The organism is Dietzia sp. oral taxon 368, from assembly GCF_002999155.1.
Classification (GTDB): Bacteria; Actinomycetota; Actinomycetes; order Mycobacteriales; family Mycobacteriaceae; genus Dietzia; species Dietzia cinnamea.
In genome coordinates this window covers 1,419,860-1,440,079 of sequence record NZ_CP027238.1, presented here as the reverse complement: position 1 = coordinate 1,440,079, position 20,220 = coordinate 1,419,860, and the positions used below count along the sequence as shown (strand labels likewise).

The following is a 20,220-nucleotide window of genomic DNA, read 5'->3' as shown; positions in this document are numbered from 1 at the left end:
GGGACCGCCCTATCGTTGGTGACACAACAACAAGAGAACGTCCGGCGTCGACCGGGCCGATCCCACAAGGAGTCACCATGACCGCGAACCTCACCGACCTGACCGGCACCTGGACCCTCGACCCCACGCACACGCGTCTCGGGTTCGTCACGCGTCACGCGATGATCACCAAGGTGCGCGGCGCCTTCAACGACTTCACGGGCACCGTCACCGTGCCGGCGGAGGGCATCGAGGGCGCGAAGGCCGAGGTCACCATCAACGCCTCGTCGATCGACACCCGCAACGCCGACCGCGACGGCCACCTGAAGTCCAATGACTTCTTCGACATGGAGAACCACCCCGAGATCACCTTCACCTCGACGAAGATCGCCCCCAACGGTTCGGGTGGCGTCGACGTGACCGGCGACCTCACCATCAAGGGCACCACCAAGTCCGTGACCATCCCGTTCGAGTACGAGGGCACCGCCACCGACCCGTTCGGCAACCAGCGCGCGGGCTTCGAGGGAATCACCACCCTCAACCGCACCGACTTCGGCCTGACCTGGAACGCCGCGCTCGAGACCGGCGGCGTGCTGGTCTCGGAGAAGGTCACCCTCGAGCTGGAGATCTCGGCCATCAAGAACGCCTGATCCGCCCGGCGTCGGAGCCGGACGCCACTACGCCCGCAACGCCCGCCCCGGCATCGACCGGGGCGGGCGTTGGTATGGCGTGAGAGGGGGCGCCGGACCCGACGGCCTAGGTGACGACGACGAGGACCGCCGTGTGCGTGCCGTCTCCGTCCTCCCAGGTCCCGCTGAGCGTGCCCGGGGAGCCGATCAACGGACGGTCGGTCTCGGCGTCGTTCTCCTCGTTGACGACGCGGACGACCCGCGGGCTCGCCTCGGGGGACTGCCCGAGCCCGTCGCCGCCGCCGCGGATGTTGACCGGGGACGGCGTGACCGCATCCTCCTCGACCAGCAAGTGGTCGGCGGCGGTGTCGCGGTGGCTGATAACGCGGCAGACCTCGGTCACGTAGACGGGGTCGGCGGGGGCGTCGTACACCCAGCGCCGACCGAGGACCGAATGCTCCGTTGTCCCGACCAGCGCGTCGGCGGCGTCGGACAGCTCGGCGCCCCGGTAGGTCACGGGGACGTGATAGGTCTGTGAGCCGTCGGAGAGCAGGAACGACTCCATCCCCACCTCGCCGTCCGGATCGACGAACCGGTAGGCCGTCACCTGCTCGAGGCTCTCGGGATCACCGTCGAACCAATCCTGGCGACGGACCCACCCACGCAGCAAGTCCAGCTTGCCCGGGTCGAGGACGGCGTCATAGATCTCGGCGGTTCCACTCATGCGCTAAGACTCCCCGAAAACACCCGGTCCGGCAAACGATCGGAGCTCCGGGCGTGGGAATGAAGAAGAATTCGTACTCGCGGCGTTCTCCCTGGGCAGCGGCCCTGCACGCCCGGCCGAAAGCCTCGTATGTGTGGCCGTCGTCACAGCGAGGTCGTCTGTCGACCGTTACGGTGAGCCCCATATCTCCGGGGACATCCTCCGGAATCCCGATAGGAAGGTGTGACGCATATGAAGAAGACCATCGCTGTCATCGGTTCCGCCGCCGCCCTGTCCTTCGCCGGTGCCGGGCTCGCCTCGGCTCAGAGCGCCGTCCCCGGTGTCGACGCCGGTTCGCTCGGCGCGGGTGAGACCGTCGAGACCCCCGCCGAGGTCTCCGCCATCGCCGAACAGATCTGCGGCACCATCGACGCCTACGACTTCCTCGGCTCGGCCGAGGGCGTGGTGCCGGGCCTGAGCGGCGAGGACTGCGCCGCCAACGCCCAGCTCGCCGTGGACGCCGCCTTCTCCGGCGACATCCAGGGCGCGATCGACATCCTCCAGGGCATCGAGGCCGAGGTCCCGGAGGAGGATGACGCCGAGGACGATGTCGACACCGAGGAGCCCGTCGAGGGCGAGAACGTCGCGCCCGAGGGCGACGATGAGCCCGTCACCACGGCCGTCGCCTGAGATTGACCCTGAAGGTTGACCTGTGACGGCCTGACCATCAGGCCCCCGCGACGCGGCCCCTGTCCCTCATGGGAAGCCGGGGCCGCGTTCGTCACGGACGGGTGAGGAAACCCAGCACGACGGACTCGAACGCCGCCTTCTGCTCGATCATCACCCAGTGTCCGCAGTTCGGGAACACGTGGATCTCGCCGTGCGGCAGCATCCGTAGGGGCAGCAGGGCCATGTCCACCGGACTGACCCGGTCGTCCCGACCCCAGGTGATGAGGGTCGGCGCCTGCACCTGACCTAGCCTTGCCCACGCCGGTATGACCGCCGCGTCACGGGGGGCTGCAGCCATCGCCGCCAGCGCCTCGCGCCCGTACATCCGACGCGAGGAGGCCAGCGTCTCGGGATCGGTGGCCTGCGCCCAGCGTTGCTCGATCATCTCCTCGGTCACCAGGGACTTGTCGTAGACCATCGAGTGCAGCCACTCGATCAGCCGCTCGCGCGTGGGGTCCTCGACAAACGCGGATAACCGGATGATGCCCTCGCCCGGTCCCGGGGAGAAGATCGAGACGCCCGCGCCGCCCACGGTGACCAGCCTCTCCACCTGCTCGGGACGCTCCAACGCGAACGCGGTGGCGATGAACCCGCCCATCGAGTTGCCGATCAGGCTCAGCCTCTCCAGGCCCAGGCCGTCGACGAAGTCCTGGACCGCCGTCTGAGCGGAGGCCACGGGGTGGAGATCGCCCGCCGGGTCGCTCACCCCGAAGCCGGGCAGCTCCAGCACGATGGTCCGGAAGTGCTCGGCGAACACCGGCACGTTGCCGGAGAAGTTGCGCCATCCGGTCACGCCCGGACCTGAGCCGTGCAGCAGGAGAAGCGGCGGGCCGTCACCGGCCTCGCGGTAACGCAACATCCCCCGGTCCGTGGCCAGCTCGAGCAGCGGGGGCTCGGCGGAGTACATGGCGGAGGGCGCGGCAGCGGACGTGCCGGGGGCCGAGACGGTGGAGGTGGTGACGGCGCGATCAGTCATGGCCACAGCTTTCCCTCCGCACCGATTCTCACGCGCCCGGATCCCGCTCACCGGGAGTCGGCGGTCCCGACCCGGCGACAGGCGGTACCAGTATCTGCATGGACATCGCCGTGGACTCAGAGATCGACCACCACGACCCCGTGGCGCTGCGGGAGCTGCTCGGCCGGTTCTGCTCAGGCATCACCGTTGTGGCGACCGAGGGGCCCGCAGGGGTGGTCGGCTTCGCCTGCCAGTCGTTCTCCGCCCTGTCGCTGGATCCGCCGATGGTGCTGATCTCGGTCATGCGGCGGTCCCGGACGCTGCCCGTCCTGCTGGAGCGCGGCGACTTCGCGGTGAGCGTGTTGGGTTCCGACGCCGCGGAGGTCTCCGCGACGGTGGGTGGTCGCGATCCCGACAAATTCTCGCGCGTGCCTCTCGCATGGACGGGCCGCGGCACGCCGGTCATCGCCGGGTCGCTCGCGTGGTTCGACTGCTCGGTCACGCGGGTCGTCGACGGCGGTGACCACGTGGTGATCCTCGCCGAGGTGAACGGCGCCGGCCCGCAGGACTGTTCCGGTGATCCGCTGTTGTTCTTCCGGGGCCGCTACGAGCAGATGGCCCGCCCGATGCCGACCGTCCCGACCGCCGTCACGCACGCGGCCACGCCGGGGATCGCGTCCGCGGCCGCTGCCGCCGCCGTCGACGGTGCATACCGCGAACCGGTCGGGGCGCTCGCGGGCTACGTCCCGGGCGACTGGTTCTAGCTCCGCGATGAACGTGCCGGCGAGGGCGGCCGGGAACCGCATGGTCAGCAGGGGCCCGAACTCCTGGGCGACGCCGCTGGGCGTGACGATGCGCGCCGACACCCGCTCGCGCGGCGCGCGCACCACGCTCGCCGCCCCCCCCGCGCGGCGAGGTACCGCACGATCGTGTCGGCCATCGCGGTAACCGGCACCGCGAACAGTGCGCCGACGATGCCGAACAGGTACGTGCCGGCCAGGACCCCGACGACGACGAGGGCCGCCGCCGCTCGCGGGACCCGCTGCGGGATCCGGTCGACGAGCGGCCGGAGCATGACGGCGAGCAGGACCGCGATCGCGACGGGCGCGATGATCACGGACAGCCGACCGATCGCCTGCCCGAGCAGCCAGCCACCACCGGTGATGAGGAGCAGACACGCGGACCACGCGCCGCCAGCAGGAGCGGGTACGGGAGGTGCTCGCGGGCGACCGGCGGTGATGCCATGTCATGAGAATAGGCGTGGGTGAACGTTTCCCAGCGACATCGAGCGGTTGCGGACCGGTCAGGTCTGGGCAGAATCTCGGCCACGGACAGGTCCCACCCCGCGAAGGAGCACCGATGCCCGATAAGAGGTCAGAATCCAAGTCCGCCGCCCGGTCCGCCGCCGAGAAGATCGTGGACAAGGCCGGGGAACTCGCCGACGACCTGGTCGGCGGCGCCGACGTCGTCCCCGGCACCCCCGGTTCCCGCCCGCCGACCGTGGACGAGCCCACCGAGCCAACGAGCCCGCTGCCGCCCAAGGCGGACCAGAAGGGCGCCACCCCGTACGGCCCGACCGGCGCCGAGCCGCCCGGCTCCGTCACGGCCCGCGAGGAGGTCATGCGGCAGCAGGGCGCCTTCCTCACCACCGCGCAGGGCGCCCGCCTGTCGGACACCGACCACTCGCAGAAGGCCGGCCGCCGCGGCCCCGTGCTGCTGCAGGACCACCACCTGCGCGAGAAGATCATGCACTTCGACCACGAGCGCATCCCCGAGCGCGTGGTCCACGCCCGCGGCGCCGGCGCGCACGGCGTCTTCCGCGCCAACGGCGCCGCCGCCAGCGTCTGCAAAGCCGGCGTGTTCGCCGAGGGCAAGGAGACCGAGGTCTTCGTCCGCTTTTCCACCGTTCTCGGCAACCGCGGCTCCGCCGACACCGTCCGGGACACCCGCGGATTCGCGACCAAGTTCTACACCGACGAGGGCACCTGGGACCTGGTCGGCAACAACATCCCCGTGTTCTTCATCCAGGACGCCATCAAGTTCCCCGACGTCGTCCACGCCGCCAAGCCGCACCCGGACCGTGAGATCCCCCAGGCCCAGAGCGCGCACGACACGTTCTGGGACTTCGTCTCCCTACACACCGAGGCGCAGCACCACACCCTGTGGAACATGTCCGACCGCGGCATCCCGCGCTCGTACCGGATGATGGAGGGCTTCGGCGTCCACACCTTCCGGCTCATCAACGACGCCGGCGAGACGAGCCTGGTGAAGTTCCACTGGAAGCCCCACCTCGGCGTCCACTCGCAGGTGTGGGAAGAAGCCCAGATCACCGGCGGAATGGACCCGGACTTCCACCGCCGCGACCTGACCGACGCCATCGAGTCCGGCGCCTTCCCTAAGTGGGACCTCGGCATCCAGGTCTTCCCCGACACGGTCGACGAGAACGGTGTCAGCGAGATGTTCCACGGCATCGACCTGCTGGACCCGACCAAGATCGTGCCCGAGGAACTGGCCCCGGTGCAGGTCATCGGCACGATGGAGCTCAACGCCAACGTCAAGAACTTCTTCGCCGAGACCGAGCAGGTCGCGTTCCACCCGGGCCACCTCGTGCCGGGCATCGACGTCACCAACGACCCGCTCCTGCAGGGCCGGCTGTTCTCCTACCTGGACACCCAGCTCACCCGCCTGGGCGGGCCGAACTTCGGGCAGATCCCCATCAACCGCCCGCACGCCCCGGTCAATGACATGCTCCGGGACGGCTTCCACCAGCAGGCCGATCACGTAGGGGTGGCCCCGTATCAGCCCAACTCCCTCGACGGAGGCTGCCCGTTCATGGCGGGCACCACCGATGGCGCTCTGGTCGAGGTGGCGCAGGAGATCGCCGACGCGCAGATCGAGCGCCGGTCTCCCGCGACGTTCGACGACCACTTCTCGCAGGCCACGCTGTTCTACAACAGCCTCACCGACGTCGAGAAGGAGCACGTCGCCGAGGCGTACACGTTCGAGCTGGGCAAGTGCTACGAGCAGGCCATCAAGATCCGGCAGGTCGAGCAGCTCGCGCACATCGACCACGACCTGGCCGTCACCGTGGCCGCCGGCCTGGGGCTGCCCGCGCCGGCGAAGGTGCCCGTCGCCGAGGTCGTCACCAGCCCGGCGCTCTCGCAGATCGGCAAGGAGTGGCCGTCCGACGGCCGCCAGATCGGCATCCTCGTCACCGAGGACTCCGACGTCGACGCGGTCTCGGACCTCGTCCAGGCGGTGTTCGACGACGACATGGTGCCGCTGGTGATCGCCCCGACGGGCGGGATGCTCGGCGATCCGGAGGCCGGCTCGGCAGTGTCGGTGTCTCGGACCTATCAGACGCAGCGGTCCATCGAGTTCGACGCCCTCGTGGTGGTGGACCTCCCGGCCAATCCGCGCACGGACATCCTCATCAGCGAGATGTACCGGCACAAGAAGGCCATCGCGACGATGGCGCCGGTCGACCGGTACGCCGACTTCGGGATCACCACCGACACCCCGGGCGTCGTGCAGGTGGACTCCGCGGCCGGCGTGGTGCCCGCGCTCAAGCCGCTGCTGGCGAACCACCGCGTGTGGGAGCGGCCCGACCCGGCGCGGGTCTGAGTCCGGCCCGCTCCGGTGGCGCGGGGCTGGGCGGCGAGTAGGGGCCCGCGGGCTCGCACGCCGCCCAGGCGCCCACGGGCTCGCACGCCGCCCGGGGCCCGCGGGCGCGCACGCCGCCCATCGAAGCGCACGCCGCCTATCGGACTGCGCGCCGCCTATGGGGCCCCTTGGGTGGCGCGTGCTTCGATAGGCGGCGATGCTGCGGAGGCGGCTCGGCCGCAGTCGACGCGGTGTTCTCGGGCCTCCGTTGCGGGCGAGGTGGGGCCCTGCGGCGGACGATTTCGGGCTTCCGCCGCACGATCTGCCCCTCCGATCCCGCCTCGCGCCTCGGAAGTCGATCCGCTCGCGGAACTCCGCGGGCGTACCGCAATCCGAGGGGCGGATTCCTCGTGAGGCTCCTCGGCCGGTGTGCAAGCGTCCCCGGGTCCCGGCGGGCACGGGTAGCGTCGCCGCCATGAGCGACAACGCCTCCTCTCGGGACGCCGCCGCAAGCGGGGCCGCCACCAGCGAGGGTGCCGCCGCCAGCGAGGGTGCCAGTGCGAGTGCCATTGCGGGTGCTGGGGCAGGTACCGATGCCAGTGCAGGTGCCGGTGGTGCGGCCGCCGGGTACCGCCTCGAGGCGCGGCGAGTGATCGCGGCGGCCCCGGACCGGGTGTTCGCCGTGCTCTGTGATCCCGACGGCCACGTGGCCATCGACTCCTCCGGCATGCTGCAGTCGGCGGAGGGGCCGGTGGTCACCGCCGAGGGCGACAGGTTCGTGGTCCACATGGATCGCGAGTCGCTGGGTGACTATGACATGGGCGAATACGACGTCACGGTGATCATCACCCGGTTCGAGCCGGACGCCGAGATCGCCTGGACCATCGACGGCACCATCAAACCCCCGATCGGCCACACCTACGGCTACCGCCTCATCCCGCTCGACGGCGGGGACCGGACCGAGGTCGTGAGCTACTACGACTGGGCCGACGCGCACCCGGACTGGCGTGACTCGGGGGTGCTGCCGGTGCTGGACGCATCGGCGCTCAAGGCGACGCTCGGGATCCTCGACCGGGCGGTCAGGAGGGGATATGTCCGCAGCTGATCCGAACAACCCACGACCGGACGTGTGGTTCGCCCGCGACGGCATGGAATTGCGTGCCGTCGACTCCGGCCCTGCAGACGGTGAGGCGATCGTCCTGCTCCACGGGTTCCCCCAGCGCACGTCCAGCTGGGACCTCGTGACACCGCTGCTCCACGCCGCCGGCTACCGCACGCTCGCGCTGGACCAGCGCGGGTACTGCGAATCCGCCAGGCCCCGCGCTCGGCGCGCTTACCGTCTGCCCGAGCTGGTCGGCGACGTGATCGCCCTGCTCGACGCCGCCGGGCTCGCCGACGCCCACGTGGTGGGCCACGACTGGGGCGCTGCGGTCGCGTGGGGTGTGGCCGGCGCCCACCCCGACCGGGTCCGCAGCCTCATCGCCGTCTCGGTTCCTCACCCCGCGGCGTTCCTCACGGCGATGGTCAGGTCCGACCAGCTGCTGCGCTCCTGGTACATCGGGTTCTTCCAGCTGCCGCTGATCCCGGAACTCGTGCTCGGCTCCCCCGGGCCGCGGCCCGAGAAGGCACTCGCCGGGATGGGCATGACGCCGGAGATGATCCAGCGCTATCGCGACGAGATGGTCGCCACCGGCGCGATCCCCGGCGGCCTGGGTTGGTACCGGGCCCTGCCGTTCGCCGCACCCGGCGCCGCCACCGCGAAGGTCCGCGTCCCCACGACGTTCGTGTGGAGCGACCGTGATCCGGCGCTGGGCCGCGGTGGCGCCGAGCGGACCGACGAGCACGTGGACGCCGACTATCGGTTCGTCGAGATGAACGGCGTCAGCCACTGGATCCCGGACGAGCGGCCGGCGGAGCTGGCCGACGCGATCGTGGATCGCGTCCGGTCCGCCTCCGGGCCGGGTGCCGACGGCTAGCTGTACTGTCCACGCAGGTTGTGTACGCGGTCTGCGGGTGAGGCGCCTCTTAGCGCGGTGTGGCCGCGGTGGAAATTGTAGTGGTGCAGGAAGGCCGGTAGACGTGCCGCGCGGTCGGCTTCGCAGGAATAGGGTTCGGCGTAGGCCCATTCCTCGAGCATCGTGCGGTTGTAGCGCTCGACTTTGCCGTTGGTCTGCGGCCGGTACGGGCGAGTGCGCTTGTGCGTGACCTCGGTTCCGAGGGCGTCGGCGAAGGCATGGGAGCGGTAGCAGCTGCCGTTGTCGGTCAGGACCCGGCGCACGGTGATACCGGCATCGGCGAAGAAGGCCTCGGCCCGCTTCCAGAACTCGGCCGCGGTCTCCTTGCGCTCATCTTCCAGCAGCTCGCTATAAGCCAGCCTCGAGTGGTCATCGACAGCGTTGTGGATGTACCAGTAGCCCATTCGACGCTTGCTGTTGCGCTTTCCCTTGGCTCTGCCGAGGACCTTGTGACCACCGCCATCGGGGATGCGGCCGAGCTTCTTGATGTCCACGTGCACCAGATCGCCCGGTGCCTCGTGCTCGTAGCGGCGCACCTGCCGCTTGCCGGCACGCACCGGGGCGCCGGTGGCCGGGTCGGTGAACGACAGGCGCAGACAGCCGTAGCGGGACAGGATCTTGTGCACGGTCGAGGGCTGCATGCCCAGGTGGTAGGCAATCCGGGCCGGCCCCCACCGGCGGGACACGCGCAGGCCGATCACCCGCCGCTCCCGCCGCCGCGGTGTCCGGCCCGGGCTGTGGTGGGGCCGGCTGGAGCGATCGACCATGCCGTCCTTGCCGTACTCGCGATACCGGTTGACCCACTTGCGCACGGTGCCCACCGAGACGTTGAACCGCTCGGCAGCACGGACACGGGTCCAGCCGTCCTCGACGACACACCGGGCCAGACGCAGCCTGCCCGTCGGAGTCAGCGGGGCGTTACCGTGGGACATGAAGACCTCCGTTGTGAGTGTGGTTGCTTTGTCGCTTTCACACCTCACACGGAGGTCTTCCTTATGTCAGCCCGCCATGCCGACCAGTGACACAACGTCCGTGGTCAGTACAGCTAGCGGCGCGGGCCGACGGCGTCCGGCCCACTCCAGGCCAGCGCGGGCCGGGTCGTCAGACCGTCTTCTCCCGCGTGGAGTCGTTCGATGGCGCATCCTCGTCCTCCCACGGCGGCGGGATCGTGGCGGCGACGGCTGCGGCCAGCAAGGTCACACCGCAGCCGAACATCAACCCGACCCGGAAGCCGGTCTCCGTGGGGACGAACAGACCCTCGAAGTCGTAGGACATCTGCGTGAGAAGCACGCCGAGCACGGCGGCCGAGGTCGTGGTCCCGATCGACCGCATGAGCGTGTTCACGCTGTTGGCCGAGCCCATCTCCGAGGTCGGTACGGACGCCATGATCAACGCGGGCATCGCGCCGTAGGCGAGCCCCACACCACCCGAGACGATGATGCCGACGATCATCACGCCCCAGGTGGATCCCATGAGGAACAGTCCCGACGCGTAGCCGGCCGCGATCACCAGGGATCCGAGGATGAGCGTGATCTTGGGTCCGCGGGTGCTGATGAGCCGTCCGCTGAGCGGGGACACCGCCATCATCGCCAGGCCACCCGGCGCGCTCCACAGGCCCATCGCCACCATGGACTGGCCGAGCCCGTGACCGGTCGCCGCCGGCAACTGCAGGATCTGCGGCATGATCAGCAGCTGCGCGTACAGGCCCATGCCTACTGTCACCGACGCGATGTTGGTCATCAGCACGGGTCGTCGTGCGGCGACGCGCAGGTTGACGATCGGCGACGGGTGCCGCAGGACCCACACCGCCCACGCGAGCAGGGCCACGATCGCCGCGGCGAACAGTCCCAGAGTGAGCGGAGAGCCCCAGCCCCAGTCAGCGCCCTTGGACACCGCGAGCAGCAGGCAGATCAGAGCGGTCGCCAGCCCCAGCGCACCGATGAGGTCGAGCGTGCCGTCGGGTTTGGCGGCCGGCATGACGCGGAGCCTGACCGCCATCAGCGCCATGATCGCCACGCCCAGGGCTCCGGAGCCCCAGAACATCCACTGCCACGAGCCGTACTGCGCCAGCGCTGCAGCCGCAGGCAGGCCCAGCGCACCGCCCACACCGAGCGAGGAACTCATCAGGCTGATCGCCGGCGCGAGCCGGCCGGCGGGCAGGACCTCACGCATGGTCGCGATGCCGATCGGGATGACACCGATGCCCACGCCCTGGAGCGCGCGCCCGATGAGCATCGGCCACAGCGACCCGGCCAGCGCGCACAGCACCGAGCCGACGACCATGACGGCGGTGCAGCCGATGAGGACGAACTTCTTGGGGTAGAGATCGCCCAGCCGGCCCATGACCGGCCCCGCCACCGCGCCGGCGAGCAGCGTGATGGTGACGACCCAGGACGCGTTGACCGCTGACGTGTTGAGGATCGCCGGCAGCATCCCCAGCAGCGGGATCACCAGCGTCTGACTGAGCGACATGACGATCCCGGCGAACGCCAGGACCGCGATGAGGCCGTTCTCGTCCGACCGGCCGGCGTCCCCGCCGCGCGCTGGTGCAGTCATCCCGTGTCCTTCCTCAACCCTCCGTCCGGACATTACAGACAGGTGTGAACACGTTCTCGTGCCGCCCGGCCCCGCGTCACTCTTGTCCACCCGCCCGCCCGGTGACACCATCAGAAGATGAACACCACCGGCATCTCCCGGCGGGTCGCCCGCCGGTCCGTCGTCTCCGCGACCACCGCACTCGCCGCCACCGCCCTCGCGGTGACCGCCACCGTCTCCGCACCGGCGATCGCGGGCGCCCAGGCGTCCGCCGCACCCGGTCCCGTCACCCTGGGCTCACTCGGCCCCGGGTCCGCCGATGCCGTCCCGCAGGTCCTCCCCGCCGCCAACCGTCTCGTCGCGGTCGGCGGCAGCCCCACGGGCTTATGTGCCGGTGCTGTGTCGACGACCCTCAACGGCAACGGTTATCCGGGTTCGTCGAGCGTGAGCTGGGCGTTCGCCGTGGTCGGGGTCGGCCCGTGCGATCTGACCGCCACCCTCTCGTGGCGCAATCTCAGGTCCGGCGAAAGCGGGCAGAAGGTCGCGCACATCCCGCACCCGCGCATCTCCACCGGCGTGCCCGACCCGATCGCCCACCCGTACGAGGCGATCATCAGCACCGGGTCCGGGCCCGTCGAGTACCGGCTCACCACCACCGGCGGCGCGGTGGCCGGGCCCGTCGTCGTGGAGACCGCGGCCTGGCCCGGGTGACCGGCAGGAGTCACCGGCAGGGGTCACCGGTAGGGGTCACCGGTAGGAGAAGGACGACGACGACGAGGAGCTCAGCCACCGACCCGCGACCTCAACCCAGCAGGCCCCCGGCGGCGATCCGCCAGTCCGCCACCGGCGGGACCAGCATGTTCTCCCCCAGCACCTGGACCAGCACCGTGGAGGCGCCGGCGTCGAGGTGCTCCTGCACGCGCGCCCGCGTGGCCTCCAGCCCGCGGGTGACAAGGGCCTGCTTGAGGCGGTCGCTGCCCCCGCGCACGTAGTCGGACTCGTCGAAGCCCTGGCGGGTCCAGGAGTTCCGGTAGTTGGGCAGGCCTGTATAGACGTTGAGGTGCTCGTGCGCGCGCGACCGCCACACCTCGTCGTCGTCCTCCACTCCCTCGGCGAGCACCGCGGCGTGTTCCACGATCAGCGCCGGCCCCTCCTCACCGGTCCCGCCGAGGATCTCCCGCGCCTGCGCGGTGTGCTCGGGCAGCGTGAGGTAGGGATGCGCGCCGGCGGTCCGGTCGCGCGACAGCCCCAGCATCTTCGGCCCGAGGGCGGCGAGCACGACCGGCGGCATGGCCTCCTCGCCCGCCGCGAGCGGCCGGGTCCGGTCGAGGGCGTCGAGGTACTCACGCATCGCCGCCAGCGGCCGACCGTAGTTGTGGCCGCGGTACCGCTCGACCAGCGGCGCGTGCGAGACGCCGAGCCCCAGCACGAAGCGCCCCGGGTGCAGCGCCTCGATCGTGCGGGCCGCCGCACCCGCGGCGGAGGCGTCTCGGCCGTAGATGTTGGCTATGCCGGTGCCGAACACCAGTCTTCGCGAGGAACCGAGGTACAGCTGGGCCGCAGTGAACGCCTCGCGTCCGACGGCCTCGCCGAACCACAGCGTGCCCCACCCCTGGTCTTCGACCTCGCCGAGCACGTCGGGGATCCGCGCGACCGGGACACCCTCGAGCGAGCCGGTCCACAGACCGACCCGCCCGAGCTGCTCGCGGCCTGCGGGGTGGGATGCGCTGTCCCGGAGAGGAGTCATGGCACGAGTGTGCCCGACGCCGGCGGCCGTTCTCCGCAGACCCGCATCGCCGAGACCGTTCCACGACACACTGAGCTGCAACGTGTTGCAGCGCACGCGCGGCGCGCCCGAGACCGAGGAGATGAGACGCCGATGTTCGAGTGGTCCGAGACCGACCTGATGATCCGCGACGCCGTGCGCGGCTTCATCGCCAAGGAGATCCGTCCGAACCTGGACGCCCTGGAGAGCGGTGAGATCACGCCGTACCCGATCATCCGGAAGCTCTTCGCCGAGTTCGGGATCGACGCCATGTCGCGCGACAGCGTGGAGAAGATGCTCGCGAAGGAGCGGGCGCGGGCGTCCGGTGACGCGCCGCGTGGAGACGGCGGGAAGGACGACGACGACGACGAGGAGGGCGGCTCCGGCGACGCCCTCAGTGGCCGCGATTCCATGATGGCGGTGGTGATCAGCGAACTGGCCGGGGCCTGCATGGGGCTCGTCTCGGCGCTCGGCGTGAGCCTCGGGTTGGGCGCCACCACGATCGCGTCCCGCGGCACGCTCGCGCAGAAGGAGCGCTGGCTGCCGGGGATCATGACCATGGAGAAGGTGGCGTCCTGGGCCATCACCGAGCCGGACTCGGGCTCGGACGCCTTCGGCGGGATGCGCACCTACGTGCGGCGCGACGGCGACGACTACATCCTCAACGGCCGCAAGACGTTCATCACCAACGGCCCGTACGCCGACGTGATGATCGTCTACGCCAAGCTCGACGAGGGCGATCCGGCGGTGGGCCCGCGCGACCGCAAGGTCCTCACGTTCGTCCTCGACAAGGGCATGGACGGGCTCACCCAGGGCCCGCCGTTCAAGAAAATGGGCCTGCACAGCTCCCCCACCGGCGAGCTGTTCTTCGACGACGTGCGCCTCGGCCGGGACCGCCTGCTCGGCGGGTCCGAGACCGGTCGCGGCGGCGACGGGAAGGAGTCCGCGCGGTCGAGCTTCACCGCCGAGCGGATCGGGGTGGCGACCATGGCGCTCGGGATCATCGAGGAGTGCCGCCGGCTGTGCATCGACTACTCGCGGGAGCGGACGCTATGGGGCCAGGAGATCGGCCGGTTCCAGCTCATCCAGCTCAAGCTGGCGAAGATGGAGGTCGCGCGGATGAACGTGCAGAACATGGTCTTCACCTCCATCGAACGCGCCCGCGCCGGCAAGCCGCTGTCGCTCGCCGAGGCGTCGGCGATGAAGCTGTACTCCTCCGAGGCCGCCACCGAGGTCGCCATGGAGGCCGTGCAGTTGTTCGGCGGCAACGGCTACATGGCCGAGTACCGGGTCGAGCAACTCGCGCGTGATGCCAAGTCGCTCATGATCTACGCCGGCAGCAACGAGATCCAGGTGACGCATATAGCCAAGGGGCTGCTCGCGCGCTGAGAGCCGTGTCGTTCCGGTTGCCGTGCGCGCCCGGACTCGTACCGTCATATCATGGCCACCGAGATGTTGCACACCTACATGCAGGACCACCACGCCGGTGCCGCCGCCGGGATCGACCTGTTCCGGCGCGTCGCCGAGGACCACAACGACCCCCACGTCCGAGAGGTCGTGAGCCGGATCGGCGACGAGACCGTCGAGGATCTCAAGGCCCTCGAGGAGCTCATGACGCTGGCGGGAACGTCGCCGTCGCTCCTCAAGGACCTGCCCGCCAAGACATCCGAGAAGCTCGGCCAGCTCAAGCCCAACCGCCGCATCGCCGACCGGTCGCCGCTCAGCGACCTGGTCGAACTCGAGGCGCTCACCCTGGCGGTGACCGGCAAAAAGATGGGCTTCCGGGCACTGCTGGAGATCGAGGACCCACGCCTGCCGAGGCCGACGCTGCAGAACCTCTTCGACCGGGCCGAGCAGCACGCCCGCGAGTTGGAGGAACTGCGCGTGAAGTGCACCGGCGTACTCAAGCAGAACTAGACGCGCCGCGGGAGCCGGCCGCCCGCACCGACCGCCCTGGCGGTTCGACCGGTGTGCAGGCCGCGCGGACTTCGTTACGTTCGGGACATGGGTACCACGAGCCACATCGCAGACAATGCGCAGCAGATGGTCAACGACTCCGGCGGGTTCCCCGCCCAGGAGCAGGAGCCGCCCGGGCTGACGTCCCGGATGGACCCACGGCCCGACCACGGCGAGCACAGCTATCGCGGGTCCGGCCGACTCGAGGGTCTCAAGACGCTCATCACCGGCGGGGACTCGGGGATCGGGCGGGCCGCCGCGATCGCCTTCGCCCGCGAGGGTGCCGACGTGGCGATCTCCTACCTGCCCGTCGAGCAGCCGGACGCCGAGGAGACCGCCGAGTGGATCGAGAAGGCCGGACGCCGCGCGGTCCTGCTGCCGGCGGACCTGCAGGACGAGGCGCAGTGCCGGAAGGTCGTGCGTGACGCCGCCGAACAGCTGGGTGGACTCGACGTCCTCGTCAACAACGCCGCCTACCAGCACGCCCGCGGCGACGGGCTGGAGACCATCGACTCGGAGAATCTCGACCGGGTGATGAAGACCAACCTCTACGCGACCATCTGGGCCAGCCAGGAGGCGCTGCAGTTCCTCGGCCGCGGGTCGTCGATCATCAACACGACGTCCATCCAGGCCTACCAGCCGGCGCCGCCGCTGGTGGACTACGCCGCGACCAAGGCCGCGCTCAACAACCTCACCGTCAACCTGGCCATTGAGCTGGGCGAACGCGGGATCCGTGTCAACGCCGTCGCTCCCGGGCCCATCTGGACGCCCCTACAGCCGGCGACCCAGGACCCGGAGAAAATCGAGGAGTTCGGCGGCGACACACCGCTCGGCCGCGCCGGTCAGCCCGGCGAGTGCGCGGGCGCGTACGTCTTCCTCGCGTCACCCTCCGACGCCAGCTTCGTCTCCGGGACGGTACTGGGGGTGACGGGCGGCAAGCCCATCTTCTGACATGTCGACCCCCCTCGAGGAGTACGCCCTTCTGTCCGACCTCCGGACCGGCGCGCTCGTCTCGCGCGACGGCAGCATCGACTGGCTCTGCCTGCCCCGGTTCGACTCCCCGGCCATGTTCACCGCGCTGCTCGGCGGGCCCGAGGACGGCCGGTGGCGGCTGTCGGCCGTCGACGCCGAGGTGATCGAGCGGCGCTACCTGCCGCTGACCTTCGTCGTGGAGACGACGTGGCGCGGTCCGCGCGGCATCGCCCGGGTGACCGACTTCCTGCCGCGCAGCACCGATCAGGGTGACCTCGTCCGCCGCGTCGAGTGCCTCGAGGGTGAGATCGAGGTGGAGCACGACCTGCGGCTGCGATTCGACTACGCCCGCGCGACGCCGTGGACCCGGGAGGTCACGCTCGACGGCGGCGAGCGGGCGCTGCTCGCCCTGGCCGGCCCGGACGCCATCCTCGTGAGCGGCCCGATGCTGACGTGCCCGGACGCCGAGGTCGGCACCGCCACCGGCGGACAACGGGCCACTCGACTGGAGGGCAGATTCGCCCTGACCGCCGGCGAGATCGCCGCATGGGACCTGACGTGGTTCCCCTCGCACCAGGACCCGCCCGCCCCGCCGGACACCGAGCAGGCCCTCGACGCGACGGTCGGCATGTGGCGCGAGTGGGCCGACCAGCTGTCAGTGGACGGCCCCTACCGGGAGGAGGTCGTCCAGTCCCTGCTGGTGTTGCGCGCACTGACGAACCTCGACACCGGCGGCATCGTGGCCGCCCCCACCACGTCGCTTCCGGAGGAGTTCGGCGGCGGCCGCAACTGGGACTACCGCTACACCTGGCTGCGCGACGCCGCGTTCACCATCGAGGTCGTGGTGGCGCACGGGCTCACCCGGGGCGCGACCCTGTGGCGCGACTGGCTCCTGCGCGCGGTCGCCGGTGACGCCCAGGACGTCCGGATCATGTACGGGCTCTCGGGCGAACGGCAACTGCGCGAAGAGGAGCTCGGCCACCTGTCCGGGTACGAGGACTCGCGCCCGGTGCGCATCGGCAACGGGGCCGCCGATCAGTACCAGGCGGACGTCGTGGGCGAGGTGATGATCGCCCTGCACGAGCTGCGCGCGGCGGGTGTGGACGAGAACGAGTACACCTGGGGGCTGCAGAGGAGCCTGCTGGACTACGCCGAGGCGAACTTCGACCGCGAGGACCACGGCATCTGGGAGATGCGCGGCGACACCCACCACTTCACGCACGGCCGCGTCATGATGTGGGCCGCCTTCGACCGCGGGATCAAGGCGGTCGAGGAGTTCGGCCTCGACGGTGACGTCGGACGCTGGCGGGAACTGCGCGCCCGGCTGGCCGAGGAGATCGAGGCCCACGGGTTCGATCCGGAGCTGGGCAGCTACACCCAGACCTATGACAACGACGAGGTCGACGCGTCCCTGCTCCAGCTTCCCCACACGGGTTATCTGGCCTTCGACGACCCCCGCATGCTGGGCACGGTCGCCAAGATCGAGAAGGACCTGGTCAGCGGGTTCGGTCTGGTCAACCGCTACCGGACCGCCAGCGGCATGGACGGGGTCGGCGGCACCGAGTACCCGTTCGTGATGTGCACGTTCTGGCTGGTCGAGCAGTACGCCTGCAGCGGGCGGCTCGCCGACGCCGAGAAGCTCATGGGCGAGGTGCTGGCCCGCGCGAGCGACCTCGGCCTGTTCGCCGAGGAGTACGACCCGGACACCGGACGTCAGGCGGGTAACTTCCCCCAGGCGTTCAGCCACATGGGACTGATCCGCGCCGCGGACGCGATCGACGCCGCACGCGGCGCCCGCTCCGCACCCGGAGCCGAGCAGAAGGAGGACTGAGCGATGCCCGACTACGGATTCCACGCCTCGCACGAACAGATCTCGCCCGGTCGACTCCTCGCCGACGTGCAGCGGGCCGAGCGGGCGGGGTTCCGCATGGCGATGTGCTCCGACCACTTCGCGCCGTGGTCGGTCCGTCAGGGCCATTCGGGCTTCGCCTGGTCCTGGCTGGGCGCCGCGCTGGCCACCACCGACCTCGAGTTGGGCACCGTGTGCGCGCCCGGGCAGCGCTACCACCCCGCGGTGGTCGCGCAGGCGTCGGCGACCCTGGCGCAGATGTTCCCCGGGCGCTTCTGGCTGGCCCTGGGCAGCGGCCAGAACATGAACGAGCACATCACGGGCGATGCGTGGCCCGCCAAGGACCTCCGTCAGGCGCGGCTCGAGGAGTGCGTGGACGTGGTCCGCCGTCTGCACGCCGGCGAGGAGGTCACCCACCGTGGACTCGTAGAGGTCGACCGGGCGCGCGTCCACTCCCTGCCCGACACCCCGCCACCCCTCCTCGGGCCTGCGCTCACCCCGGCCACCGCCGAGCGGGCCGCCGCCTGGGCGGACGGTCTCATCACCGTCAACGCCGACCTCGAGACCGTGGCCGGGATCGTGCGCGCCTACCGCGGTGCCGGCGGGCGGGGGCCGCTCGCCCTGCAGGTCCACATCTCGATCGCCGACACGATCGGTCAGGCCCGCGACCTCGCCCGCGATCAGTGGCGCAACAACGCGATCGACGCGCCCCTCGACGCCGACCTGGCCACTCCGGAGGAGCTCGACCTCGCCGGGCGGTACCTGCCCGACGAGAAGATCTCCGAGGCCGTGATCGTCACCGACTCCGTCGACGACCTCGTCGGGCGGCTTCGCGAATTCGAGGAGCTGGGCTTCGAGCGGATCTACCTCCATCACGTCGCGCGGGACCAGGCGCCGTTCCTCGAGCTCGCCGAGCGGGAACTCCTGCCCGCCCTCCACAGTTCCACGTGAAACCCGCAGACGCACTGCCGTCGGGCGACTGAACGCCTCGTCGTCGTCCCCTTTCCCACGCGACCAGGGGACCCGCCCACCACCGGCGCGCCGGCGGCGCGGTTCCGGTCGCTCTCTAGACGTTGCGGATCGCGACCGCGCGGGTGTTGAGGTAGCACTCCATGGCCTCGGACCCACCCTCCGAGCCGTACCCCGAGTCCTTGATCCCGCCGAACGGGAGCTCGGCGGACGGCATGGACGGCATGTTGACCCACAGCATCCCCACCTCGACCCGCCGGGTCAGCAGGTCCGCGTTCGCCAGCGAGCCGGTGAACGCGTAGCCGGCCAGGCCATACGGCAGCCGGTTCGCCTCGGCGATGGCCTCGTCGAGCCGGTCGAACCCCCGGATCCCCGCCACGGGACCGAACGGCTCGTCGTTGAAGAGGCGGGCCTCGGTCGGCACCTCGTCGAACACGGTGGGCGCCCAGTAGTTGCCCGCCTCGCCGATCCTGTGGCCACCGGTGAGCACCTGCGCGCCGCGGTCCACGGCGTCAGCGTGGAACTCACCCATCGCCGCGAGCCGGCGGTCGTTGGCCAGCGGGCCCATGGTCGTGTCGTCCTCCAACCCGCTGCCCACCCGGATCGCGTCGGCATGCCCGACCAGCGCGCGGGCGAACTCGTCGCGGACGCCGTTCTGCACGAGGAACCGTGTCGGGGAGATGCACACCTGGCCGGCGTTGCGGAACGTCATCGGCCCCATCGTCTTGAGCACGAGCTCGAGGTCGGCGTCGTCGCACACGATCACCGGGGCGTGGCCGCCGAGTTCCATGGAACTGCGCTTCATGTGCTGCCCGGCCAGGGCCGCCAACTGCTTGCCGACCGCGGTGGATCCGGTGAAGGTGACCTTGCGGATCACCGGGTGCGGGATGAGGTAGCCGGAGATCTCGGCGGGGTCGCCGTAGACCAGGCCCAGCACCCCGGCCGGCAGCCCCGCGTCGGCGAACGCGCGGATGAGCTCCGCCGGGCTGGCCGGCGTCTCCTCGGGGGCCTTGACGATCAGCGAACACCCGGCCGCCAGACCGGCCGCGATCTTGCGGACCACCTGGTTGACCGGGAAGTTCCACGGGGTGAACGCCGCCACCGGGCCGACCGGGTCCTTGACGACCATCTGACGGATCGTGATGTCCGTGCGGTGGGGCACGAGACGCCCGTAGACGCGGAACCCCTCTTCGGCGAACCAGTCGATGATGTCGGCGGCCGCGAGGATCTCGCCCCTGGCCTCGCGGAGCGGCTTGCCCTGCTCGAGGGTCAGGTTGCGGGCGATCGCCTCGACCCGGTCGCGCACCAGCTGCGCGGCGGCGCGCATGATCGTGCTCCGCTTGGCGGGGGTCGTGTCACGCCACACCTCGAAGCCGCGCTCGGCGGCCGCGAGGGCCCGGTCGAGGTCGGTGACGGAGGCGTGGGCGACCGTGCCGATCACCTGGCCGTCGGCCGGATTGAGCACGTCGATGGTGCGACCGTCGGCGGCGTCGGTCCACTGGTCGTCGATGAACAGGCGGGTGTCCGGGTACGCGGTATCGGGTGCGGCGCTCATGGTCCC

At 70.6% G+C, this 20,220-nt stretch carries 19 protein-coding genes; 12 read left to right on the top strand and 7 right to left on the bottom strand.

What is annotated here, in order from left to right; genetic code table 11:
- The first annotated feature begins 77 nt into the window (after nt 1–77).
- Nucleotides 78–629, top strand: coding sequence for a YceI family protein (locus tag C3V38_RS06795; protein ID WP_106385362.1), 552 nt, complete (start codon nt 78–80; stop codon nt 627–629).
- A gap of 106 nt (nt 630–735) precedes the next feature.
- Here C3V38_RS06795 and C3V38_RS06790 read toward each other — a convergent pair whose 3' ends face one another.
- A complete protein-coding gene (locus C3V38_RS06790; RefSeq protein ID WP_061228624.1) occupies nt 736–1,332 on the bottom strand; it encodes a hypothetical protein in 597 nt (198 codons plus the stop codon).
- Nucleotides 1,333–1,563: 231 nt separating this feature from the next.
- On the opposite strand from C3V38_RS06790, the gene C3V38_RS06785 reads away from it, so the two are divergent.
- Nucleotides 1,564–2,001 (top strand): hypothetical protein, encoded by a 438-nt coding sequence (locus tag C3V38_RS06785; protein WP_174705760.1) that lies wholly within the window; start codon nt 1,564–1,566, stop codon nt 1,999–2,001.
- 91 nt (nt 2,002–2,092) lie between these two features.
- On the opposite strand, the gene C3V38_RS06780 is transcribed toward C3V38_RS06785, so the two are convergent.
- Complete coding sequence (locus C3V38_RS06780; RefSeq protein WP_070720228.1) at nt 2,093–2,947, bottom strand: alpha/beta fold hydrolase; 855 nt, start codon at nt 2,945–2,947, stop codon at nt 2,093–2,095.
- Nucleotides 2,948–3,114: 167 nt separating this feature from the next.
- On the opposite strand from C3V38_RS06780, the gene C3V38_RS06775 reads away from it, so the two are divergent.
- Nucleotides 3,115–3,759, top strand: a complete 645-nt coding sequence (locus tag C3V38_RS06775) for a flavin reductase family protein (RefSeq protein ID WP_106385361.1) — start codon at nt 3,115–3,117, stop codon at nt 3,757–3,759.
- Between the two features lie 44 nt (nt 3,760–3,803).
- Here the strand turns inward: C3V38_RS06775 and C3V38_RS18005 are convergent, their stop codons facing one another.
- Complete coding sequence (locus C3V38_RS18005) at nt 3,804–4,112, bottom strand: hypothetical protein (RefSeq protein ID WP_070720209.1); 309 nt, start codon at nt 4,110–4,112, stop codon at nt 3,804–3,806.
- A 242-nt stretch (nt 4,113–4,354) separates the two neighbouring features.
- On the opposite strand from C3V38_RS18005, the gene C3V38_RS06765 reads away from it, so the two are divergent.
- From C3V38_RS06765 to C3V38_RS06755, 3 genes are all read left to right on the top strand, one after another.
- A complete protein-coding gene (locus tag C3V38_RS06765; RefSeq protein WP_106385360.1) occupies nt 4,355–6,619 on the top strand; it encodes a catalase in 2,265 nt (754 codons plus the stop codon).
- Between the two features lie 628 nt (nt 6,620–7,247).
- A complete protein-coding gene (locus tag C3V38_RS06760; RefSeq protein WP_106385359.1) occupies nt 7,248–7,703 on the top strand; it encodes a polyketide cyclase in 456 nt (151 codons plus the stop codon).
- Entirely contained in the window at nt 7,690–8,574 is an 885-nt protein-coding gene (locus C3V38_RS06755) for an alpha/beta fold hydrolase (RefSeq protein ID WP_106385358.1), read from the top strand. Before C3V38_RS06760 ends, C3V38_RS06755 begins: the two co-directional genes overlap by 14 nt.
- Here the strand turns inward: C3V38_RS06755 and C3V38_RS06750 are convergent.
- Both C3V38_RS06750 and C3V38_RS06745 read right to left on the bottom strand, forming a co-directional pair.
- Complete coding sequence (locus C3V38_RS06750) at nt 8,571–9,545, bottom strand: IS481 family transposase (RefSeq protein ID WP_106385357.1); 975 nt, start codon at nt 9,543–9,545, stop codon at nt 8,571–8,573. The genes C3V38_RS06755 and C3V38_RS06750 overlap by 4 nt on opposite strands.
- A gap of 169 nt (nt 9,546–9,714) precedes the next feature.
- Complete coding sequence (locus C3V38_RS06745) at nt 9,715–11,169, bottom strand: MFS transporter (protein ID WP_106385356.1); 1,455 nt, start codon at nt 11,167–11,169, stop codon at nt 9,715–9,717.
- A gap of 117 nt (nt 11,170–11,286) precedes the next feature.
- Here C3V38_RS06745 and C3V38_RS06740 point away from each other — a divergent pair, with 117 nt between their 5' ends.
- Nucleotides 11,287–11,859: a hypothetical protein gene (locus C3V38_RS06740; RefSeq protein WP_106385355.1), complete on the top strand. Its 573-nt coding sequence runs from the start codon at nt 11,287–11,289 to the stop codon at nt 11,857–11,859.
- Nucleotides 11,860–11,950: 91 nt separating this feature from the next.
- Here the strand turns inward: C3V38_RS06740 and C3V38_RS06735 are convergent, their stop codons facing one another.
- Nucleotides 11,951–12,895 (bottom strand): TIGR03620 family F420-dependent LLM class oxidoreductase, encoded by a 945-nt coding sequence (locus tag C3V38_RS06735; protein WP_106385354.1) that lies wholly within the window; start codon nt 12,893–12,895, stop codon nt 11,951–11,953.
- Nucleotides 12,896–13,027: 132 nt separating this feature from the next.
- Here C3V38_RS06735 and C3V38_RS06730 point away from each other — a divergent pair, with 132 nt between their 5' ends.
- The 5 genes from C3V38_RS06730 to C3V38_RS06710 all read left to right on the top strand — a co-directional run bounded on the left by C3V38_RS06730 (nt 13,028) and on the right by C3V38_RS06710 (nt 18,641).
- Nucleotides 13,028–14,302, top strand: a complete 1,275-nt coding sequence (locus C3V38_RS06730; protein ID WP_106385353.1) for an acyl-CoA dehydrogenase family protein — start codon at nt 13,028–13,030, stop codon at nt 14,300–14,302.
- A 51-nt stretch (nt 14,303–14,353) separates the two neighbouring features.
- Nucleotides 14,354–14,830 carry a hypothetical protein gene (locus C3V38_RS06725; RefSeq protein WP_106385352.1) on the top strand — a complete coding sequence of 159 codons (477 nt, stop codon included), beginning with the start codon at nt 14,354–14,356 and terminating at the stop codon, nt 14,828–14,830.
- 126 nt (nt 14,831–14,956) lie between these two features.
- Nucleotides 14,957–15,820 (top strand): SDR family oxidoreductase, encoded by an 864-nt coding sequence (locus C3V38_RS06720; protein WP_254426145.1) that lies wholly within the window; start codon nt 14,957–14,959, stop codon nt 15,818–15,820.
- 1 nt (nt 15,821) lies between these two features.
- Entirely contained in the window at nt 15,822–17,672 is a 1,851-nt protein-coding gene (locus C3V38_RS06715; RefSeq protein WP_106385350.1) for a glycoside hydrolase family 15 protein, read from the top strand.
- Between the two features lie 3 nt (nt 17,673–17,675).
- Nucleotides 17,676–18,641 carry a TIGR03885 family FMN-dependent LLM class oxidoreductase gene (locus tag C3V38_RS06710; RefSeq protein WP_007633170.1) on the top strand — a complete coding sequence of 322 codons (966 nt, stop codon included), beginning with the start codon at nt 17,676–17,678 and terminating at the stop codon, nt 18,639–18,641.
- A gap of 115 nt (nt 18,642–18,756) precedes the next feature.
- Here C3V38_RS06710 and C3V38_RS06705 read toward each other — a convergent pair whose 3' ends face one another.
- Complete coding sequence (locus C3V38_RS06705) at nt 18,757–20,214, bottom strand: NAD-dependent succinate-semialdehyde dehydrogenase (protein ID WP_106385349.1); 1,458 nt, start codon at nt 20,212–20,214, stop codon at nt 18,757–18,759.
- Nucleotides 20,215–20,220 lie beyond the last annotated feature (6 nt).